The sequence below is a fragment of the Methylophaga frappieri genome (assembly GCF_000260965.1).
Classification (GTDB): domain Bacteria; phylum Pseudomonadota; class Gammaproteobacteria; order Nitrosococcales; family Methylophagaceae; genus Methylophaga; species Methylophaga frappieri.
Window position 1 is genome coordinate 959307 of record NC_017856.1, and the last position, 19270, is coordinate 978576.

Consider the following 19270-nt stretch of genomic DNA (forward strand, 5'->3'; position numbering starts at 1 on the left):
GAGACAGGAATGGACGAGGCGATCGTTGTCTTCTCTCGAAAAGGGATTTTCCAGACCACGATTGCCGCGCGCGACGTTCGCAGCCGGGAACATGCGCGCAAGCTGTGGCCCTTGGTGTCTCCAGGCGCAGAGCGCCAGATGGTGACATGGGTCAGCCCCTCCTTTGAAAGCGGGAAGCTGCGTCGGCGATCCCATTTCCGCGTACTTCCTGCCCAGCACACCTTTAACCCCAAAGCGCACTTCGACGATGAAGAAGCCAGCCGATGGCGCGCCGTGCAGGAAAGTCCTGAACACCGGCGGGCGAAAGAACTTGTCGCGGCCGAACTCTCACGACGTTTGAATGCCGGGCTTGCGATGCCGTGGGCGTTCAAGGATATGGATGCGTCGGACTATCCGCTGGAAGGCAACTTGTTGCTCGGCGCCGACCAGGTGGCAACCGAGCATCCCCTGGAGACGCCATTCGGCAGCAAATTCCGGCTCGACGTTGCCGTGCTCGGCCCCCCGGTCCAGGCTGAACCGATGGTGCTGGGCGGCGTTGAAATCGAACTCGGCCACGCCTTCGACGGGCGCAAGGCTCTTATCGGGAAGTCGCTCGGATTCCCGCTCATCTCCATCGACATCACCGAGATGACGCTGGACGAACTCACGCCCGAGTGGGCACGGCAGGTATTGACTGCGACCACGCGGAGCCACGAGCAAGGACGCCGGCAGACCTACATCTATCTCCACGACCTGCTGTACCCCCTCTACGCGCAATTGCCGGCGTTTCTGGACGACGAGCAGCGCCATCAGTTCCTTGTGTTTGCCGACGATGAGACCCTGAACAAGTTGGTGCGCTGGATGAACCTGCTCGCCGAAAAGCTGGAGTACCCGAAGGGTACGGTCGCCGTTGCCTTGGTCAATGGCAAGAACGAACAGTCGCGCAAGATGCTGGAACGCGCGGGACAAGTCGTTGGCCCCGACTGGAGCGAGTTCAACGGCCAGCGATGCCTACGACTGACCCTGCCGCGTCCCAAAGGCCCGGCGGATCTCCAGGCCCATCGCTTCCACATGACGATGGCGCGCATCCTGCTGTCGCACACTGATTCGCTCGTTGGCTACAAGTATTGCAACGGCGTAGACAACCACCACCCTGAAGAAGACGTGTGGGTTGCGCATCGCTGGATCGCCGACTTGAAAACCCATACCCAGCATCGCGTCTTGCCGAAGCGGCTGGCTGAACCGATCAACAGATTGATCGCGGTGGTTTCGGACCTGCATCGCAATCACGCGGCTGCCAGCCAAGAGGCGTGACCATCCCCCGTCGGAAGTCAGCCGATAGGCAAGCATTCCTGCGGAGTTACGCGCCTATTTGCAAAGAGCATTGAATCTCAGTCCGTAGTCGGTTTTGAGGCTCTTTTCCGCGGGGCCGAAGAAGGCAAAGACGGCAAGCACTCAAACAAGCGTTCTGCATAGACGAACCCCATCCGTCTGACCGCGCCCTGATCGAAATACAGCAGCCAAGCGGCAAGTAATGCCAGCGAAATGAGCAGTGTCAAGCCTGCGGCAAGCCCCGGATCGGCAAGGTGCTCTAGGTTAAAATGAGGAGGTACTACCTGCAGAATCTTTGCAATCAGCAATCCGTAGACGATGCCCAGGAGGCACGACACGATGCCGGCAGGCTTCATTGCCAGCATATTGCGGTGAAATCCGTAGGCGATGTTCTCTTTCAGCAAGAGCTGCTTGTTGGAACGCGTGAGTTCGCGAAGCCGCTTTGTGGCGCCAACGTAGATGTCGTCTGCCTTGTCAGGGCTTGCTGATTCTTCTTCTGCCGTTGGCATGGCGATGCCCAGCTTGGCCGTGATCGCCGTGTGGTAGCGCTGCTTGCTGACACCATCGAGAAACTTGTCGCGATGGCGTAACGCGATGGTTGTCGGCATACCGCCCCACCTTGCAACCAGGATCTCTTCAAGCTTCTTCCCGCGCCCGCGAGCTACGCTCGCAAGCGCATAAATGGCACCGCAGCCACCAAGCAAGCCGATCACGCCTGTAAGTACCGGGTGCTTTGCGCCGTAGACGCACAACAAAGGAACGAGCAGCGGTAACGCTACAAGAAGTCCTGGGATTACGCGCGCCTTGCGCTCATAGGGGTCTTTGACCAGTTCAAAAATAGTTGTCATGGGCGTTCAGCTTTGGGCCGACAAGGCATCAATATAGGGTTGAATTTCATCGCGGTTCTTTAAAGTGATCTGCTGCGCGAGAGGGTCGGGTGCTTCCTTGGTATGCAAGCCCAAACGCCTCAGCGTGTAATACAAAAACGCTTGGCGGCATGGAAGTTTGACCTGTCCGTCTTCCATTCCATAGTCCAACTCCAGGACTCGTTTCTTGGCAGCGGGCAAATCGGGGTGCGGTGCAAGCACCAGCGTCAAGAGAGTTTGCCAGTGCGAATCTTGGCTGGCGTCCACTTGGCTCGCTTCGAAGCCGTCGATGCGCAGGATTCGGGCGAGGACGAAATCACTGAAGCGCTGGCGTTTGTGGCAAAACGCGCGCATGTGCCAGCGAAAACCGTCATTACCAAGGGCGTGGGGAGACAGCAGACGAACCGATTCGTCCATGGACGTCATGGACTGGTAGCTCACCCAAATGGCTTCCTGCTGCCGAATTGCCCGGACCACTGCTTCGACGGTCTGTTCATTGATCGTGCGCCAGGGGGACGGCGCCCAATCTGCCTCAAGTGCTGAGCCGATAAAGCTGGCCGCAGGCTCGATGACTCCCATCTTGGTGGCCAGCAGCTCCGCTAGATAGTGTTGCGCCGAACTTCGTTGGTAAAGCGGGTGAAAACTCGGCGCTGCCGTGTAGGTCTTGGAACTGCGGTCGTAAGTTAGGTTGCTCGGCGCCAACTCCGTGTACTTGGCAATGTCCAGTGACGCCTGGGGAACCGATATGCCGAAGTGCTCAGTGAGATCCATTCGATTAATGTGCCGTTCCCAGCGCAAACGGAAATCGATGAATTGAAGTCTGCTTTCCAACCCCCAACTTAGCCCTTTGGGCTCAGCAGGATTGGCGGCAGTGACAGAGGGCTCTTGCATCAGTTGCGCCTAAAAAGTAGACGGATATAAAAAATAGTCGTACATTAACTATACGCGATCATCCTTCGGTCGTCTACCCGGAGCCCCAATGCCCACAACCATCACGTTTTTTCCCGTCGACAACGGGGACATGACCCTCATCAAGTTCGGCGACCTCGACGCAACCACCCTGCTGATCGACGTAAACATCAGGCAAGACGCCGACGACCCTGACGGTGAGGCGCGCGATGTCGCCAAGGATCTGCGCGACCGACTGAAGAAAGATGAGAACGGCAGGCCGTATGTCGATGCGTTCCTGCTGAGCCACCCGGACCAGGACCATTGCCGAGGCCTGACGCGGCACTTCCACCTGGGGCCGCTGGACAAGTATCCGGATGACAAGAAGGACGACAAGGACAAGAAGATCGTGATCCGCGAGATATGGTCGTCTCCGATCGTGTTTCGACGCGCCAGCAAGACGCACACCTTGAGTGACGACGCCAAGGCATTCAACACGGAGGCGCGTCGGCGCGTACAGCTGAACCGCGACAAGAATTTCGTCGTCGGGAACGGCGACCGCATTCAGATCATGGGCGAGGACATCGACGGAAAAACCGATGATCTCACCTCGATTGTGCGGAAGGTGGACACGCGCTTCTCGACGATCAATGGCAAGAGTTCCGCATTCTTCTCCGCGATTCTTCTGGCACCCTTGGACGCCCAGGACGACGAAGAAGAGGAAGAGTGCCTGGTCAAGAACCAGTCCAGCGTGATCTTGAACTTCACATTGGCCGCTGATGCTCAGACGCCGGATGGCGCAAAATTCCTTACTGGTGGCGATGCCGAAGTATTTATCTGGAACCGCCAGTGGCAGCGCCACAAGGCCGAAGCCGATGTGCTTGAGTACGACATCATGCAGGCGCCACATCACTGTTCCTGGCATTCGCTGTCCTATGACAGTTGGTCGGACTACCGCGAAAAGGCCAAACTTGATGCCGACGCTCGCAAGGCGCTTTCGCAGACCCGCAACGGTGCCGTCATCGTCGCCAGTTGCAAGCCGATCGCAGACGACGACAGCGATCCGCCCTGCATCCGCGCAAAGCGTGAATACGTAGCAATCGTGGACGAAGTAAAAGGCGACTTTTACTGCACGGGCGAATATCCGAGCGAAAAATCCGTGGAGCCCCTCGTTTTCACCGTCACCGCTCAGGGTGTGCAGCCTCCCTCGAAGAAGGAAGCCGGATCGAAGGCCGCCGCCGTGATCACCTCCGCGCGCGCGCCCATGCCACACGGGGCATCATGACGGGCACCATCGCGGACGCACTGCATCAACTTCAGCGGCACAGGGGCCTTGTCCGCGTTGGCGAGCCAAGGAAAAGTGGTGAATCGACGCAGATTGAAGTCGATGTTGCTGTTGAATTGCCGAGCAGGTCTCGGCGCAATGGCGTATCCGGGACCGGAGTGCGCTCGGTCGAGACATGCGTTCTGGTATTCGGCAGTGACTGGCCCATGTCTGCACCCAAGCCTTTCTTGCGTGCGGACTTCCCACTCAACTTGCCGCACATCAATCCTCATCGCGAAGGCGAGTTGGTCTCGCCTTGTCTGTTCGAGGGATCGTTGGACGAGCTGCTGCATCGGTTTGGTCTGGACGCCATCGTCGATCAGTTGATCGTTTGGTTGCACAAGGCCGCAGCCGGGACGTTGCTGGACCTTGAACAGGGGTGGGAGCCGACTCGTCGAGACAGTTGTCCTTCGACCCTTGTATTCAGTGCCGAGAATGTCGCGGCCGCCGCTCCCGCTGACGGCACGATTTTGGTGGTTCCCGCAGGCTACGTGACGATTGATGGCGGGCTATACGCCATCGTCAATGCCGAACTGACTGCTCAAGTCGATCCTGTGTTCTATCAGGAGGTTCACAACGACAAGTTGGGTAAATGGGGAAATGGCCATACCGCAGCCTTCATTGCGCGGGCTCCAATAACCGACGGCAACCCGCATGTGGTCGGCCACTATCAACCCGAGACGGTTGTCGATCTCGCGACGTTGCTTGATCGAGCAGCGGAACTCGGCGTCGATCGTGACGCTTTGGCTCAAGGCTTGGACGGCTACTATGGACGTTCGATTCTGGATATGCAGCAAGACTCGCGTGGCTGGACGCATGGCTTGTATGCGATTGTGATTCTGACTGTTCAAAGGCCAGCGTCGCTTGTGGGCTCACCGGGGAGAAGTATCGAGGTATTGCCCTACGTGGTGCGCTATGAACTCAACGCTCAATCGCTCCTGGAGCGAAACGCCACGGTTCACCCGGCTTTTCACGCACATGCGTTGTCTCCCGAACTGCTGGCAAGAACGTCCGGCATTCCATCTGCGGCCACATCGCAGCCGCTGGTCTTGCTCGGCTGCGGAAGCGTGGGGTCGAAAATCGCGATGCAACTGGGGCGAGCGGGTTTCGGCTCAATGACCTTCGTCGATAACGAGTCCATGTCGCCTCACAACGCGGCCCGGCATGCACTCATTGAGCGGGCATCGGTGCTGGTCCCACCTCGGAAGTCGGCGCTGATGAAGACGGCCTTTGAGTCGCTGTCGCATCTTCAATCGCAAGCGTTCGACACCGACGCAGTGACTCTCTTGGTCGATGCTGCGCAGTTTGCTGCAACCGTTCCGCAGGATGCGGCCCTCATCGTGGATGCGACAGCCTCACTTCAGGTGTTGGCCGCAGAAACGCAATCAACGGCGCTGAACCAATCCCCTGCGCGGTTGGCACGGATCGTCATGTATGGCCAGGGGCGCTGTGTCGCGGTTTTGCTTGAAGGGCCTGGTCGCGCCGGTCGGGTTGACGATCTTACGGCATTCTTGTTCGAGTGCTGTCGGTTTGTGCCGGAACTGCGGGCGTCGATTGCTGGCGATACGTCTGAGCCGACGCGTATTTTTGTGGGCGACAACTGCCGTTCACTGACGATGCCAATGTCCGATGCCGTTGTTTCGCGTTCTGCTTCATTAGCTGGCCTGCAACTGGAACGCTGGCTCGTTGGCGGACTCCCGAAGGAGGCGACGCTTTGCGCCGGGGTCTCGGATACCGAAGGCCTCGGCATGGCATGGACCAGCACCAGCCTCGGCCCGACCACTGTGCTCAACGTAGCAGACGATGGTGGCTGGAACATTCGGATTCTGCACCCTGTCGTGCAAGCGATCCATGCTGATGCGCTGCGCTGGGGCGCTCTGGAAACAGGTGGAGCCTTGGTCGGTCGTATCTCGTTTGAGAATCGAACCATCACCATTGCTGGCCTCGTGGATGCGCCGCCTGACAGCATTCGGGAGGCCGCCCGCTTCGTCCTTGGGACGAATGGGCTTGTTCAAAATTTGCGCACAGCGAATGGAACCTCTTTGGGGTATCTGGCCTTCATCGGCACTTGGCATAGCCACCCGAAAGGCGGCGCACATTCGGGCATAGACCGAAATACGTTGCGCGGCATCGCCGAGGATGCTGGCGGCCTTCCCGCCGTGTCGTTGGTATGGACTCCGACAGGACTCAGGTGTGCGGTGGATCGCTGGTAAAGGCAAAGCCGCCGGCACTTTCTTGGCATAAAACGAAAGGGATGTATGGCTGACTACTTCGAGATCGATTTTCTTGGCGTCGAAACAGCGAAAAGCGGGGATGCAATCACGCTACGCTATTCGGTGAATGGCACAGAGGGCGTGCACGTCGTTGACGGTGGGTATCTGGATACGGGAGATCAGCTCGTCGAGCACCTGAAGACGTACTATGGAACAACAGTCATCGACCATGTGATCCTCACACACCCCGATCGCGATCACGCCAATGGGCTGCGAAAAGTCCTGGAGCAATGCACAGTCAAAAATCTCTGGATCAACAGGCCGTGGATCTATGCAGATCAGTTGATTGATCGATTCGAGACCTATGAATCAGTTGAAGCACTGAGACGGAAATTGCGCTCCATCTACGATGCCACGGCAATTCTTGAGGATCTTGCGGTTGAGAAGGGAATTCCAATCCATGCCCCTCTTCAGGGGCAGAACATCGGTCCCTTCATGGTGATGGCACCCACACTAGATCGCTACTTCGACCTGATCGTGGACTCCGCGAAGACACCGGAAGCTGTTGAAGAAAGTGCTTTGGATAGCGCGCTGAGCAGCATATTCCGGGTGGTGAAGGCCGCGACCGCCTACATCAAGTCCCTGTGGGGCGAGGAATATTTTCCGCCGGAGCCTACCAGCCGTGAAAATGAAATGAGTGTGGTCCAGTCGGCTGTTCTGAACGGTCATCGTGTCATGCTTACTGGCGATGCCGGGCGTGAAGCGCTGCAAGAGGTTATTGACTACGCGCCTTTTGCCGGACTCGCGTTGCCAGGCATTCGGTATTTCCAGGTGCCTCATCATGGCGGGCGACACAATGTCTCGACTGAAATTCTGGATCAACTGGTTGGTCCACGATTGGACAGCATGCCGGACAAGCATACCTGGAATGCCATTTGCAGTTCTGCCAAAGCCGATGAGGATCACCCGCGGAAGTCCGTAATTCGCGCTGTATTGCACCGGGGTGGGCACTGGGCGGCAACCGAAAGCAAGAATCTCCGCATTGGGGCGGGCATTACCCGCGATGGCTGGGTATCAATTCCTCAAGCAGAGTACCCCGAAGAGCAAGAGAGTTGAGCGGGCAGTTTGAGCGTGACGTGCTGTTCATTGGCTTTCTGCCGCCTACGTTATGAGCGTCCCGGCGTTCCGCCGTCGGACTCGCGGGCTGCGCCCCGCGCCTCATGCCGAGTCGCGGCCACCCGGCTTTGATTCCTGACGCCTCCGGCCTTGCGGGCCTGCGCTTGCCTAACTACCAGGTACTTGCAACCTATGCATGCGATGTCGCTCTCTGAGTTTCCAATTTCTGTGCTTGAACTCCACACATGGCCGTGGTGGCGAAGATTTTGGAATCGACCGCCGGCGCTTGTACGGAAGCGGTGTGAAGCTTGGCGTGAGCTATTGGGGCTCAAGGAGTCGGCAGGAAAAAATGTGCTCCTCAACACCGCAAAATCGAAGATTTTTGATGACTCACGCCGTCGATGGGACATCCTGGACAATCTTAATCGCAGCAACTTTACTTTGCGGAGCCGATTTTCGGGCTTAGCCTCGGGCGCTAAGGAGGCTTTCCAAAGTCCTCATGGATCGCTAGTGCAAGTGACGATGGTGCCTCACTTTGAATGCGACGCAAGCGATATAGAGGGCATCTCCGCAAGCAAGTCGGCAGATATGCCACACGAAAGTGTGGATGTCTTTGGTGCCTACTATATTGATGAGCAGAATCGATATGCCAGAAAAGGAAAGCCCCCGCTCGGACTGGATGATGCGAGCTTAAAAGAGCTTTGTTCTCATGGCGAAATTCGGCTACTGCACGGACGTGGCTCCGACACGTTTAGCGTGCGAGCTTGGGATGGCCGTTTGTTCCTTGACAACAGTGGCGGATCTCACCATCTTGCGGGCGCCGTGCATGTCGCTAAGCGCATTGGCGCGCGCATTCACCTCGCCTCGAAACTCTATCTCTACCAGCTCAACCATTTGACTGTGCAATGGCTGCTCGATGGATTTCATCTGGTATTGCTCCCCAAGGATTTGGCCGGACAGATGCTATGGACTGTGAAGAGCTTGGTAGGTTCTGGTTCGAACATGGAGTTCCCGCCTGTACTGGCCGAAGGCACGCTTTTGGCATTCCCCCGGGGTTCGCAAATCGCCGAGTCCGTGATGGCAGAACTATTGAGTCAGGGGCACCACGATTTGGGCAATGATTTGAGGGAAGCGCTGACTGCGCAACAGCGGTTCTTGACTGAATCGACGGCTCTATGGACAAAGCAATTTTCATCTCCAACCTGCTGACGATGCTCTAAATGCGTGTGGTCACGTCGTTACCTATAGATCGCGAGTTGAAGCTCCACATTTCATAGGAACTTAGCGACAAAAGAGCGTCCCGGCGTTCCGCCGTCGGGCTCGCGGGCTACGCCCCATGCCTCGTACCGAGTCATGGCCATCCGGCTTTGATCCCTGACGCCTCCGGCCCTGTGGGCCTGCGCGCTGCGCTTGCCCATCCGTCGTCTCTGCGGGCGGGGTGTGGGCGGTCTTGCTGTTCCCTTCACCGTATCACGGCGTTCTCGCCGTCAAGGGCTGCGCGCGCCTTGCGCGCTTGCGTCCTGGCGGCCGTCGCTGACCCCTGACCGCTTGCGCTGCGCCGTGCTGAGGCCGGTTCCGGGCAATTCCGCCCGAGCAACCGGAGCATGATCATGTCGCAACTTTCTCTGTCTCTCGATTCCTCGCTGCTGGTGCGTGACGACCAGGGGCGCTATCTGCCGGCGACTGCCGACCAAATTCTGGAAGCTGCGCGGTACGTTATCGACCAGAAAACTCCGCGCGGGACGCTGTTCACTTCGCCGGCGCTGGTCAAGGACTACCTGCGCACCAAGCTGGCCAACTTCGAGCATGAGGTTTTCGCTACGCTGTTCCTCGACAGCCAGAACCGTCTGATCGAATACGTGGAGATGTTTCGCGGCACCATCGACCAGGCATCGGTGTATCCGCGCGAAGTCGTGAAAACGGCACTGCAACACAACGCAGCGGCCGTGATCTTTTCGCACAATCATCCGAGCGGCAATTCCGAGCCGAGCCAGGCGGACAAGCTGCTGACCCAACGCCTCAAGGAAGCCCTGGCGCTGGTGGACGTGCGCACGCTGGATCACATCGTCGTCGGCGGCGAGGCCACTACGTCATTCGCTGAGCGTGGCCTGATCTGACACAGGGGGGCTGCGGCCCCTTTTTTGCTGCGCCCGGTGGCGCAGCTACGGCCCTCGCGGGCCTGCGCTTGCTGAAGACAGGTGTGCGTAGGTGGTGGTGTGAGGCGGTCTTGCTGTTCCCTTCACCGTATCACGGCGTTCTCGCCGTCAAGGGCTGCGCGTGCAAGCACGCTTGCGGCCTCCCGGCCGTCCTTGACCCCTGACCGCTTGCGCTGCGCCGTGCTGGTGACGGTTCCGGGCAATTCCGCCTGTGTAACCGGAGATCGTCATGAACGATAAATCACATGTTTCCCTCGAACAGCACGTTTGCCTGGTCTGCGGCAAAGCGTTCGATACCGGCACCATCCTGCTCGACAAGCGCCTGCGTGCAAGCATGGAGCACCATACGAAGACGGGCTGGGGCCTATGCCCCGAGCACCAGAAGCTGGCCGACGATGGTTTCGTCGCGCTAGTCGAATGCGACCCGCAGCGCAGCGGCTCGCCGGGTGGCCGCCTGAAGCCCGAGCAGGCTTATCGCACGGGCCGGCTGGCGCACCTGAAGCATCATGTGTTCGCCAAGGTGTTCAACGTGCCGATCGAGGCCAACCAGCCTTGCGTCTTCGTTAAGCCGGGCGTCATAGAGCAGCTTGAAGCGATGGTGTCGCCGGCGACGAGCTGATCGCGCTAACAACCCGGCGCGTCGTCCTTTCGGGCGACGCGCCATTCTTTTTGCTGCGCCCGATGCCGATGCCTTCGCGCCCGCGGCGCTTCGCTTGCCTCCAGGGGAAAGCCCTGCGGGCTATCCCCGCCGCGCGATGCTTGGCGCCCCTGGAAGACCGCCGAACCGGCTGCGCCGGATCGGCCAGAAGCCAATCGCAGTCCCAGCAGCAGAAGCAATTTCTCGATGCCTTGTGCATGAGGGCTGTCCTGGGCGTGATGTTCATCGAGCATCGAAGTCAGGGCGTCCCCGGCCAAGAAGACATGGCCGGTCGCGCTGTCGTGCGCGTTGCGCATCGAGCCGCCTGCGGCGTCTCGCCCCTGACGGGCTTCCATCGTTCCCTCGCTCCGCTCGGCTGACGCCTCCGGCCCGGCTTCTAGATCCGGGCCTGCGCGCTTCGCTTGCCGTGCGGTTCGGCACATAGGGATGGCCGTTGCCATGTCCAGCCGTCTTCCCTGACCTCATCACCTTGTCTGCGACTGTAGCCCGCGCCCGTGTGCCGTCAAGGCACGCAGGGCCGTGTCCTCGGCTGCGCCTGCGGGCCGCACCAACCCTGCGCTTGCCTCCTTGACGGCACCCGTTCGCGCGCTCCTGACCGTCGCGGGCGATGAACTCAGGAAAGACGGTGGCAACAGGGCTAACCGGGTTCCTCGTGCCGACCGCACCGAACAGCTGAAAGGCTGGGCTCCGAATCTAGGAATCCGGTGTGCGGTGTGAACAGCAAACCTCTTTTTGTCAGGAGAAAGACCATGCAACTCGCATCCCGTTTCGCTTCCCGTTCCCCGGCACTGCGCAGCGAATACCCGCTGACCGATGACCAGATTCACCGTGTCGCGCCGTCCATCTTCGCGGACGCCCCGCATGAGAGCCGTTCGCAGCGGTACGCCTACATCCCCACCGCCGCCGTGCTGACCGAGCTTCGGAAAGAAGGCTTCCAGCCCTTCATGGTGACGCAGACCCGCGTGCGCGATGAAGGCAAGCGCGAGCACACGAAACACATGATTCGCCTGCGCCACGCCAGCCAGATCAACGGCGCGGAGGCTAACGAAATCGTGCTGCTGAACTCGCATGACGGCACCAGCAGCTATCAGATGCTGGCCGGCATGTTCCGGTTCGTGTGCAGCAATGGTCTTGTCTGCGGCGACACCGTGGCGGACGTGCGCGTGCCCCACAAAGGCGACGTAGCCGGCTCCGTCATCGAAGGCGCTTTCGAGGTGTTGAGCGGCTTCGAGCGGGTGAAGGAATCCCGCGATGCCATGCGCGCGATCACGCTGGACGAAGGCGAGGCCGAAGTGTTCGCCCGTTCCGCGCTGGCCCTCAAGTACGACCCCACCGACAACAAGCCAGCGCCCATCACCGAATCGCAAATCCTGATGCCGCGCCGGTTCGACGACCGCCGCCCGGACTTGTGGAGCGTGTTCAACCGCACCCAAGAAAACCTGACCAAAGGCGGATTGCATGGCCGCAGCGCCAACGGGCGCCGCCAGCAGACCCGCCCGGTGCAAGGCATTGATTCCGATGTGCGCCTCAATCGCGCCCTCTGGATGCTGGCCGATGGCCTGCGCCAGTTGAAAGCCTGAACCCTTCCGATCTTTTACCCGCCGGAGGGGCGGTTCCCCTCCATTCCCTTGTTTCACTTGATTGGAGATACACCATGAACGCCGTTACCACTACCGAAGCCCGCGCCATCCAAGCCCCCGCGCTGGAAGCTGCCGACCCGACCAAGAACCTGATTCTGGTTCCGCTGTCGCGGCTGGTGTTGCGCCCCACGGGCCGCAACGTGCGCAAGACCCCGCGCATGTCCATCCCCGAACTCGCCGCATCCATCCAGCGTGTCGGCCTGCTGCAAAACCTGATCGTGATTGCATCCGCCGATGGCGAGCATTACGAAGTCGTCGCCGGTGGCCGTCGCCTCGCCGCGTTGAAGCTGCTGGCGAAAAAGCACCGCATCAGCAAGGAATGGGAGGTTCCTTGCCTGCTGGTAGCCGATGGCACCGCCCGCACGGCCAGCCTCACCGAGAACGTACAGCGCGAAGCCATGCACCCCGCCGACCAGTTCGAGGCATTCGCCGCGCTGGTGGCCGAAGGCCGGCCCATCGAGGACATTGCGGCGGATTTCAGCGTCACGCCGCTGGTGGTGCAACGCCGCTTGAAGCTGGCGAACGTGTCGCCGCGCCTGATGGCCGACTATCGCGCCGATGCCGTCACGCTCGATCAGTTGATGGCGCTTGCCATCACCGATGACCACGCCGCACAGGAAGCCGCGTTCTACGATGCCCCGCAGTGGCAGCGGCATCCGTCCCACTTGCGCGAACGCCTGACCGAGCGCGAAATCGACGCCTACCGGCATCCGCTGGTGCGGTTCGTAGGGCTGGACACCTACGAAGCCGCAGGCGGTGGCATCCGCCGCGACCTGTTTGCGGAAGGCGATGCGGGCGTGTATCTGACCGATGCCGCGCTGCTGGAACGACTGGCGCAAACCCGGCTGGCAGGCATTGCCGCCAATGTTCGCGCCGAAGGTTGGGCGTGGGTGGATGCCACGCCGGGCGCGACCCATGCCGACCTGCACACCTTCCAACGCGCCCCGAGGGAGCGCCGCGAACCGAACAAGCGCGAAGCCGCACGCATCGAGAAGCTGCAAGCCCGGATGCACGAACTGGCCGAAGCCGTGGATGCCGCATTGGACGCCGACGACGAGGAAAAGGCCGATGCCTTGCAGGAGGAAGGCGAAGCCGTGGGCGAGCAGTTGCAAGCGCTAGAAGATGGCTTGCAAGACTACGGCGCGAACGTGAAGGCCGCAGCCGGAGCCATCGTCACCATCGACCGCAACGGCGAGGCCGTCATTCATCGCGGCCTGATGCGCGAAGCCGAAGCCAAGGCGCTGCGCACACTGGAAAGGATTCGGCAGGGTTTCGGCGGCGAAGGCGAAGCCGCGAACGACGAGGAAGGCGAGGACGGAGACGACGACAGGCAGCCCAAGGCCGCCGCCATGTCCGACCGGCTGGCGCAGAAGTTGAGCGCCCACCGCACCGCCGCGCTGCAAATCGAAGTCGCCCGGCATCCGCAAGCCGCGCTGGCCGCCGTGGTGCATGGCATGGTGCAGACCGTTTTGCAGGGCAGCCACTACGGCCACGACTTGCCGCTGGGCGTAAGCCTCAAAGTGCAAGACCGGCTGGAAGGCATGGCCCCGGACTTGCCCGAATCGCCCGCCGCCGTGGCGCTGCGCGAACTGCAACAGGTGGCGGGCGAAGCCTTGCCGGAGGACAGCGCCGAACTGTTCGCCGTGCTGCTGGCGAAGCCGCAAGATGAACTGGTGCGGCTGCTGGCCGTGTGCGTGGCTTCCACGGTGGACGTGGTGACACCCCGCGCCACGCCGCACCAGCGCGGCGCAGAACTGGCGCAGGCCGTGGGCCTCGACATGGCCGCATGGTGGAAGCCGACCGCAGAAGGCTACTTCAAGCATGTTTCCAAGGCCGTGATTCTGGATGCCGTGGCCGTGTTTGCACCGGATTCTGTAACCCGGCTGGCGAAGTTGAAGAAGGCCGACATTGCCAGCGAGGCCGAGCGGCTGGCCGATGGCACGGGCTGGATGCCCGCCATCTTCAAGGCCGCAGGCCCGCAGGATGCCGTGCAGGAAGAAGGCCCGGAGCAAAACGCCCCGGAGGATGCCGAGGCAATGGCGGATGAACCCGCCGAAGCACTGGCCGCTTGACCCGCACGGAAGGCAAGCGCCCCGGCCTCGACCGGGGCGCTTCGCTGCAAGGAGAAACCCCAATGACCCGCACCACGACCAGCCGCCCACGCATGGCGGCGACCTATGCCCCCGGTACGGTACGCGCCCGCCGCTGGCACGGCGAAGGCGACGTGCGCGGCTACCGTCCGCCTCGCGGCTGGACAGCCCGAGCCGACCTGACCGACTTTCACCCCATCACGGGCCGCGCCTTGCCGCGTGCCGTGTGGTGGATTATCGAAACCAAGGACTAACCCATCATTCACGCCAGCCCCAGTCCGTTCCGCCCTGGGGCTGGTGGTCAAAAATCCGGGCGCGGCGGTGGCCGCGCCCGGTTTCAAGGCCCAAAACCAAAACGCCCCTTCGCCGCCTTCGGGCGGGCGGCGAAGGGGCCGCGCACAAGCGGCCTTGTGCGCGAGAAACCACGAAGCCCACAAGTGCGGCGGCGCACCCCGCCGCCGGTGTTTGGACTGCGCCCCGCCGCAATGGGCGGGGCTTGTGGGGCTACGCCCCGGCTTGCTGCGGCAGGTTGTGCGAAAGCGTGCCGTCCTCGACGCTGGCGGTTCGTTGCCTGTATGTCACGAAGGACGGTTCACCGACACACCGCCCGGCCTCGCCCGATGGAGCCTCCACGCCACGCCTCAAGCATGTGCCGCGAGCTGCGGCAGGGGCGCTCCGGCCTTGTCGTCGGGGCATTGACCTGGCCCGCGTCAGGGCGCAAGCCGGTGAAGCCGTCACGCGGGGATGCCGAGTCGGCCATGTCTCCATTCGGGAGCGGTCGGCCTGTACGTCCTTGTCTTGTTGTGAATCCTGGCGGTGGCGCGGCTGCGCCTTGGGCTTCATGGCCGCAACCTTCCAGCAAAAATAATTTCCCCTGCGCTGCGCGCATTCCTCGCGGGACAAATTATTTTTGCTTCCAGGTTCTCCACTTCGTTCCGACCGCAAGCGGTGCGGCCAGCCCATCCCCGCCGGACGGATCACAACAAGGACGCACTGGCGCGACCTTGTTCAACCCGAAAGGAGAAATCATCATGGCAAACATCGGCACCTTCACCGCAGAGAAAGACGGCTTCACCGGCACGCTCCGCACCCTGACGCTCAACGTCAAAGTCAAGCTGGTTCCCAACGACAAGGGCGACAACGAGAACGCCCCCGACTACCGCCTGCAAGCGGCAAGTCATGACATCGGCGCGGCGTGGAAGAAGACCAGCGAGGCCGGACGGCCCTATGTGTCCGTGACCCTGGACGATCCTTCGTTCCCAGCCACCGTTTATGCCCGCCTGATCGAAGGCGAGAACGGCACGCACGACCTGATCTGGTCGCGCAACAAGCCCAAGGCGGCCTGACGGCCGCCCACAGCGCCCCGCCCATTGCGGCGGGGCACTGTGCTGCTCATCGCATCACCGCACGCATAGGGTTTCGGCAGTCGCTCCGCGCTGGGTACGTCCACCAGGGCCGGTATCGCATGGGTGCTGACTGGAGGGTTCGCAACCCTTGGCAGCCGCAGGCACAAGATGGCGTGTCGGCGCTGGAAGCGCCGCCGGGCTTTCGGGCTGCGCCCCGTGCCGGCTACGCCGTCACGGCCAATCGGCTTCAATCCCTCACGCCTTCGCGCCTGCGGCGCTGCGCGCTTCGCTTGCGGAGATCCGGCACTACGCGCCGACGCGCTACGGCGTATCCGACTCCTTCAGCACGGCCTCAAGCTCCTGGCGCACGCGCGCCAGCAGCTCGTCGGCCTGGTGCGCGCTGTCGCCGACGTAGGCCAGCGTCAGCAGCGTGAGCGGATGCACGTCCATGACCTCGCACAGCTCGGCCAGCTTGTGGATGGTCGGGCTTTTCAGGTCGCGTTCCAGCGAACTCATGTAGGTGCGGCTGGACACGTCAGAGAACGCTTCCTGGCTCAAGCCACGCGCTTTCCTGACCGTCCGTATCGCCGCTGCCAATGAGTTCTTCGCTGCCACCTATGGTTTCCCCCCAAAAACCAAGATGACAGCCCATTGCGCTCTATAGGGCTACAATCTATAGTGTTCATTTTGTGCTACTGCTTTCCTCTTTCGTGCCTTTACGGAAATCCGTATCTGCGGATTTCTTCAAACCCAGGGAACCGCATCCGTGTCTTTCCTGACTTCCGGCAATGCGCTTTCGTGCCTCTACGCTTCTATGGATTCGTGCGCAAGCACAGAGGCGCTTCGGCGGTTCCGTGCATTCGTGGAAGGCACGCGGCCGTGATCCCGCTTGCGACCGAGGAAGAACGGACGCGGCTGCTGGCCCACGGCCAAGCCCGCGCCGCCGGGCAGGATATCGACCCGTTGCCGGCCGTGCGGCTGTTCACCCCGGACGCGCATGCAACATGGCTGCTGGCCTCGCTCGATCCTGCCGATGGCGATACGGCCTACGGCCTGATCGACTTGGGGATCGGAATGCCCGCTCTGGGCACGGTGAGGCTGTCCGATCTCGCGTCCATCGTCGGCCCGCGTCAGCGGCCGGTGATGCGCGATCGCTACTTTCAGCCGACGCGGAGGCTGTCGGAGTATGTCCGGCTGGCGCAGGAAGACGGTTCGATCCCGGACTGATACCGGCCAGCGCAGCAGGGCCAAACGGGACGCATTGTGACTATTTCAGTCTTGTTCAAGACCGGACAAGTCTGAATCCGCACGCTTGCGCCGAAGCGGTGCGATCCAGATGCAAACAGTCATGATGCCGGGCGCTGGATGCGGCACGTTGCTCAATGCTGCGCACCATTTTTACGGCGGCGCAGCCGTCGCATTCAGACGATTTCAGCAATGCTCCGGAGCGAATCTGTCTTGACACCAGCAGTTACAGCTTACCTTGATTCGATGACGACTTGATGGCGTTTCGATAGCTCCCGCACGGCGGAATCCGTAGCGACGTTCCTGCTGATCGACAGGAGGTTGCGTTATGGCTGATCTGAACGCCGAGCATTGGTATCCAACCGCCGCGTATCTCTACACGCTGCACCTCGACGGCCCCGCGCTGGCCTGGGAATACCTGCGTAGAAACCCCGATTACCGGCTCGACTGGTTGCGCCGTCGCCGCCGACCGGATACGGCGCATCGATGGGGCTTGCGCCTGCTGGAAGACCCGGCCCTGGATGCGCGCGATGCGCATCCAGCCTGGTTCCCCGATCACGATGGCGTGATCCAGCTCTATCCAGACGACGACCCGCCGCCGGATGCCGACGCCTTCGAGTTCTGGCGCGTGCCTGGCCGCAAGCAACTGATCCACGACGGCAAGCGCCTGGTGCTGGTGTCGCACTGGCCGGGTTGCTGCGTGCGGCTGGCACTCGCGCCCGGCCTGGAAGACGGCATGGCCTACCTCTACGCCACCCGCGCCTGCGCCACGCCCTGCACGCGCTATCGCACGCTCGCGGCCGAACTGGATGCGCTGTCCGCCGCGACCGTGGCCACGCCTGCGGCGGCGGCTCGATCCCGGCCCACGCCCGCCGCGGTGCTGGAACTGCACACCTTGCAGGCGCTCGACGCGACCCTCTCGGGCGCGTCCTTGCGCGAGGTGGCCGAAGGGCTGTTCGGCGCGGATGCCGTCGCAGCCGACTGGCACAAAGACAGCGCCTTGCGTGCTCGCGTGCGGCGGCTGGTGCGCCGTGGCGATGCGCTGATGCGCGGCGGCTACCGCCGCCTGGCACAGCTTCCGCCACCGTTGCACTAGGGGGGACGTTTCGCGTCCCTTGAAGAACGTCCCTTAGCAAGAAGCCTTGCTTTCTTGAAAGTGCCTCTATCCGGCCGCGTGGTGTGGCCGGGCTTGATGGAGGTACACCCCATGCGACCCGCTCCCTTGCGGCCTGCCGCCGCTGCTGTCGCTGCGCCCGCGCAGCCCCAACGCTACCTGACCAACGACGAAGCCGCCGAATACCTGCGGCTGTCGCCGCGCACGCTGGAGAAACAGCGCGTGATCGGCGGAGGGCCGAAGTTCCGCAAGTTCGGCCGCCGCGTCATGTACGCGGTAAGCGACCTCGATGCCTGGGCCGACCAGCGCAGCTACGAGGCGACTTCCGACCCGGAATATGCCCAACGCCACGCGGGTGACTACCGTGATGGCCGCTGAACGCCGGTGCGTGGGTGGCCTTTGCCATGTCCAGCCCGCCAGGGCAAGCCTTGCAGCAGCGCGAACAGCTCGACCTGTTCCGGGCGCTGCCGGGCGACATGGCACCACGCGACAGCCAGGACTTGATGGCCTTTCCGTTCTTCTCGCTGGCGAAGTCGCGGCGCACCGCGCCGATCGACTTTCGCGCAGGCGGCATCACCATCCGCGTGGAGGGCACGCAGGAGCACGGCATCGCAACGATATGGGATGCCGACGTGCTGATATGGGCCGCTTCGCAGATCGCGGAGGCGCGCGACGCGGGCATCCGCCCGTCGCGCTGGATACGCGCCACGCCCTACGAAATCCTGCGCTTCATCGGGCGCGGCACATCGCTCAACGACTACCAGCGCCTGAAAGCCGCGCTGGATCGCTTGCAATCGACCACGGTGGCCACGTCCATCCGCGAAACCACGGGAAGGCGCTTGCATCGCTTCTCGTGGATCAACGAGTGGAAGGAACTGGCCGACGCCAGCGGCGTGCCGCTGGGCATCGAGCTGATCTTGCCCGATTGGTTCTATGCGGGCGTGCTCGATGCCGCCTTGGTGCTGACCATCGACCCGGCCTATTTCCGCTTGAAGGGCGGCATCGAACGCTGGCTGTATCGCCTGGTGCGCAAGCACGGCGGACGGCAGGAACACGGCTGGCAATTCGATTTCCGGCACCTCTACCGCAAATCGGGCAGCGCGGCGCGCTTCTCCGATTTTGCCTACGACTTGCGCGCCCTGGTGGCGCGGCAGTCGCTGCCCGGCTACGTCCTGGACATCGAGCGGATGCCGGACGATGGAACGGAACTGCTGACCTTCCGGCCAGTGCTGCATACGGCACGGGGATAACTCGGGGAAAACTTGTGGACGGCCTCGTGCTATCAGGAGTACCGGGTATCGTG

19 protein-coding genes are annotated in these 19270 nt (G+C 61.8%); 15 read left to right on the plus strand and 4 right to left on the minus strand.

Annotated elements, in window-relative coordinates; translation table 11 throughout:
* Positions 1 to 9 precede the first annotated feature (9 nt).
* Positions 10 to 1293 (plus strand): hypothetical protein, encoded by a 1284-nt coding sequence (locus tag Q7C_RS04470; RefSeq protein WP_014703511.1) that lies wholly within the window; start codon positions 10 to 12, stop codon positions 1291 to 1293.
* A 77-nt stretch (positions 1294 to 1370) separates the two neighbouring features.
* Here Q7C_RS04470 and Q7C_RS04475 read toward each other — a convergent pair whose 3' ends face one another.
* Positions 1371 to 2159 (minus strand): hypothetical protein, encoded by a 789-nt coding sequence (locus Q7C_RS04475; protein WP_014703512.1) that lies wholly within the window; start codon positions 2157 to 2159, stop codon positions 1371 to 1373.
* Positions 2160 to 2165: 6 nt separating this feature from the next.
* Complete coding sequence (locus Q7C_RS04480) at positions 2166 to 3068, minus strand: WYL domain-containing transcriptional regulator (protein ID WP_014703513.1); 903 nt, start codon at positions 3066 to 3068, stop codon at positions 2166 to 2168.
* An 88-nt stretch (positions 3069 to 3156) separates the two neighbouring features.
* Between Q7C_RS04480 and Q7C_RS04485 the strand changes: the two genes are divergently transcribed.
* The 6 genes from Q7C_RS04485 to Q7C_RS04510 all read left to right on the plus strand — a co-directional run bounded on the left by Q7C_RS04485 (position 3157) and on the right by Q7C_RS04510 (position 10493).
* Positions 3157 to 4350 carry a ComEC/Rec2 family competence protein gene (locus Q7C_RS04485; RefSeq protein ID WP_023110661.1) on the plus strand — a complete coding sequence of 398 codons (1194 nt, stop codon included), beginning with the start codon at positions 3157 to 3159 and terminating at the stop codon, positions 4348 to 4350.
* Positions 4347 to 6602, plus strand: coding sequence for a ThiF family adenylyltransferase (locus Q7C_RS04490; protein WP_014703516.1), 2256 nt, complete (start codon positions 4347 to 4349; stop codon positions 6600 to 6602). The genes Q7C_RS04485 and Q7C_RS04490 overlap by 4 nt, the downstream gene beginning before the upstream one ends.
* Before the next feature lie 45 nt (positions 6603 to 6647).
* On the plus strand, positions 6648 to 7718 hold the full coding sequence (locus tag Q7C_RS04495; protein WP_014703517.1) for a ComEC/Rec2 family competence protein: 1071 nt from the start codon (positions 6648 to 6650) through the stop codon (positions 7716 to 7718).
* 351 nt (positions 7719 to 8069) lie between these two features.
* Positions 8070 to 8927, plus strand: coding sequence for a DUF6685 family protein (locus tag Q7C_RS04500; RefSeq protein ID WP_045285107.1), 858 nt, complete (start codon positions 8070 to 8072; stop codon positions 8925 to 8927).
* A gap of 401 nt (positions 8928 to 9328) precedes the next feature.
* The gene (locus Q7C_RS04505; RefSeq protein WP_014703519.1) at positions 9329 to 9835 is read left to right on the plus strand and encodes a JAB domain-containing protein; all 507 of its coding nucleotides are present in this window, start codon (positions 9329 to 9331) and stop codon (positions 9833 to 9835) included.
* Between the two features lie 268 nt (positions 9836 to 10103).
* Entirely contained in the window at positions 10104 to 10493 is a 390-nt protein-coding gene (locus Q7C_RS04510) for a hypothetical protein (protein ID WP_014703520.1), read from the plus strand.
* A 5-nt stretch (positions 10494 to 10498) separates the two neighbouring features.
* Here the strand turns inward: Q7C_RS04510 and Q7C_RS04515 are convergent, their stop codons facing one another.
* On the minus strand, positions 10499 to 10867 hold the full coding sequence (locus Q7C_RS04515) for a hypothetical protein (protein ID WP_014703521.1): 369 nt from the start codon (positions 10865 to 10867) through the stop codon (positions 10499 to 10501).
* A 414-nt stretch (positions 10868 to 11281) separates the two neighbouring features.
* Between Q7C_RS04515 and Q7C_RS04520 the strand changes: the two genes are divergently transcribed.
* The 4 genes from Q7C_RS04520 to Q7C_RS04535 all read left to right on the plus strand — a co-directional run bounded on the left by Q7C_RS04520 (position 11282) and on the right by Q7C_RS04535 (position 15608).
* Positions 11282 to 12112, plus strand: coding sequence for a DUF932 domain-containing protein (locus tag Q7C_RS04520; protein WP_023110659.1), 831 nt, complete (start codon positions 11282 to 11284; stop codon positions 12110 to 12112).
* Between the two features lie 74 nt (positions 12113 to 12186).
* Positions 12187 to 14244 carry a ParB/RepB/Spo0J family partition protein gene (locus Q7C_RS04525; RefSeq protein WP_014703524.1) on the plus strand — a complete coding sequence of 686 codons (2058 nt, stop codon included), beginning with the start codon at positions 12187 to 12189 and terminating at the stop codon, positions 14242 to 14244.
* Positions 14245 to 14306: 62 nt separating this feature from the next.
* Complete coding sequence (locus Q7C_RS04530; protein WP_023110658.1) at positions 14307 to 14516, plus strand: hypothetical protein; 210 nt, start codon at positions 14307 to 14309, stop codon at positions 14514 to 14516.
* 777 nt (positions 14517 to 15293) lie between these two features.
* Positions 15294 to 15608: a DUF736 domain-containing protein gene (locus Q7C_RS04535; RefSeq protein ID WP_014703526.1), complete on the plus strand. Its 315-nt coding sequence runs from the start codon at positions 15294 to 15296 to the stop codon at positions 15606 to 15608.
* Between the two features lie 321 nt (positions 15609 to 15929).
* On the opposite strand, the gene Q7C_RS04540 is transcribed toward Q7C_RS04535, so the two are convergent.
* Positions 15930 to 16223 carry a helix-turn-helix domain-containing protein gene (locus tag Q7C_RS04540; protein WP_023110657.1) on the minus strand — a complete coding sequence of 98 codons (294 nt, stop codon included), beginning with the start codon at positions 16221 to 16223 and terminating at the stop codon, positions 15930 to 15932.
* A 264-nt stretch (positions 16224 to 16487) separates the two neighbouring features.
* Between Q7C_RS04540 and Q7C_RS04545 the strand changes: the two genes are divergently transcribed.
* The 4 genes from Q7C_RS04545 to Q7C_RS13465 all read left to right on the plus strand — a co-directional run bounded on the left by Q7C_RS04545 (position 16488) and on the right by Q7C_RS13465 (position 19217).
* Positions 16488 to 16835 carry a DUF2958 domain-containing protein gene (locus Q7C_RS04545; RefSeq protein ID WP_014703529.1) on the plus strand — a complete coding sequence of 116 codons (348 nt, stop codon included), beginning with the start codon at positions 16488 to 16490 and terminating at the stop codon, positions 16833 to 16835.
* A 346-nt stretch (positions 16836 to 17181) separates the two neighbouring features.
* Entirely contained in the window at positions 17182 to 17949 is a 768-nt protein-coding gene (locus tag Q7C_RS04550) for a DUF2285 domain-containing protein (RefSeq protein ID WP_014703532.1), read from the plus strand.
* Between the two features lie 111 nt (positions 17950 to 18060).
* Entirely contained in the window at positions 18061 to 18345 is a 285-nt protein-coding gene (locus tag Q7C_RS04555) for a helix-turn-helix transcriptional regulator (RefSeq protein WP_014703533.1), read from the plus strand.
* 26 nt (positions 18346 to 18371) lie between these two features.
* Entirely contained in the window at positions 18372 to 19217 is an 846-nt protein-coding gene (locus tag Q7C_RS13465; RefSeq protein WP_014703534.1) for a replication initiator protein A, read from the plus strand.
* Positions 19218 to 19270 lie beyond the last annotated feature (53 nt).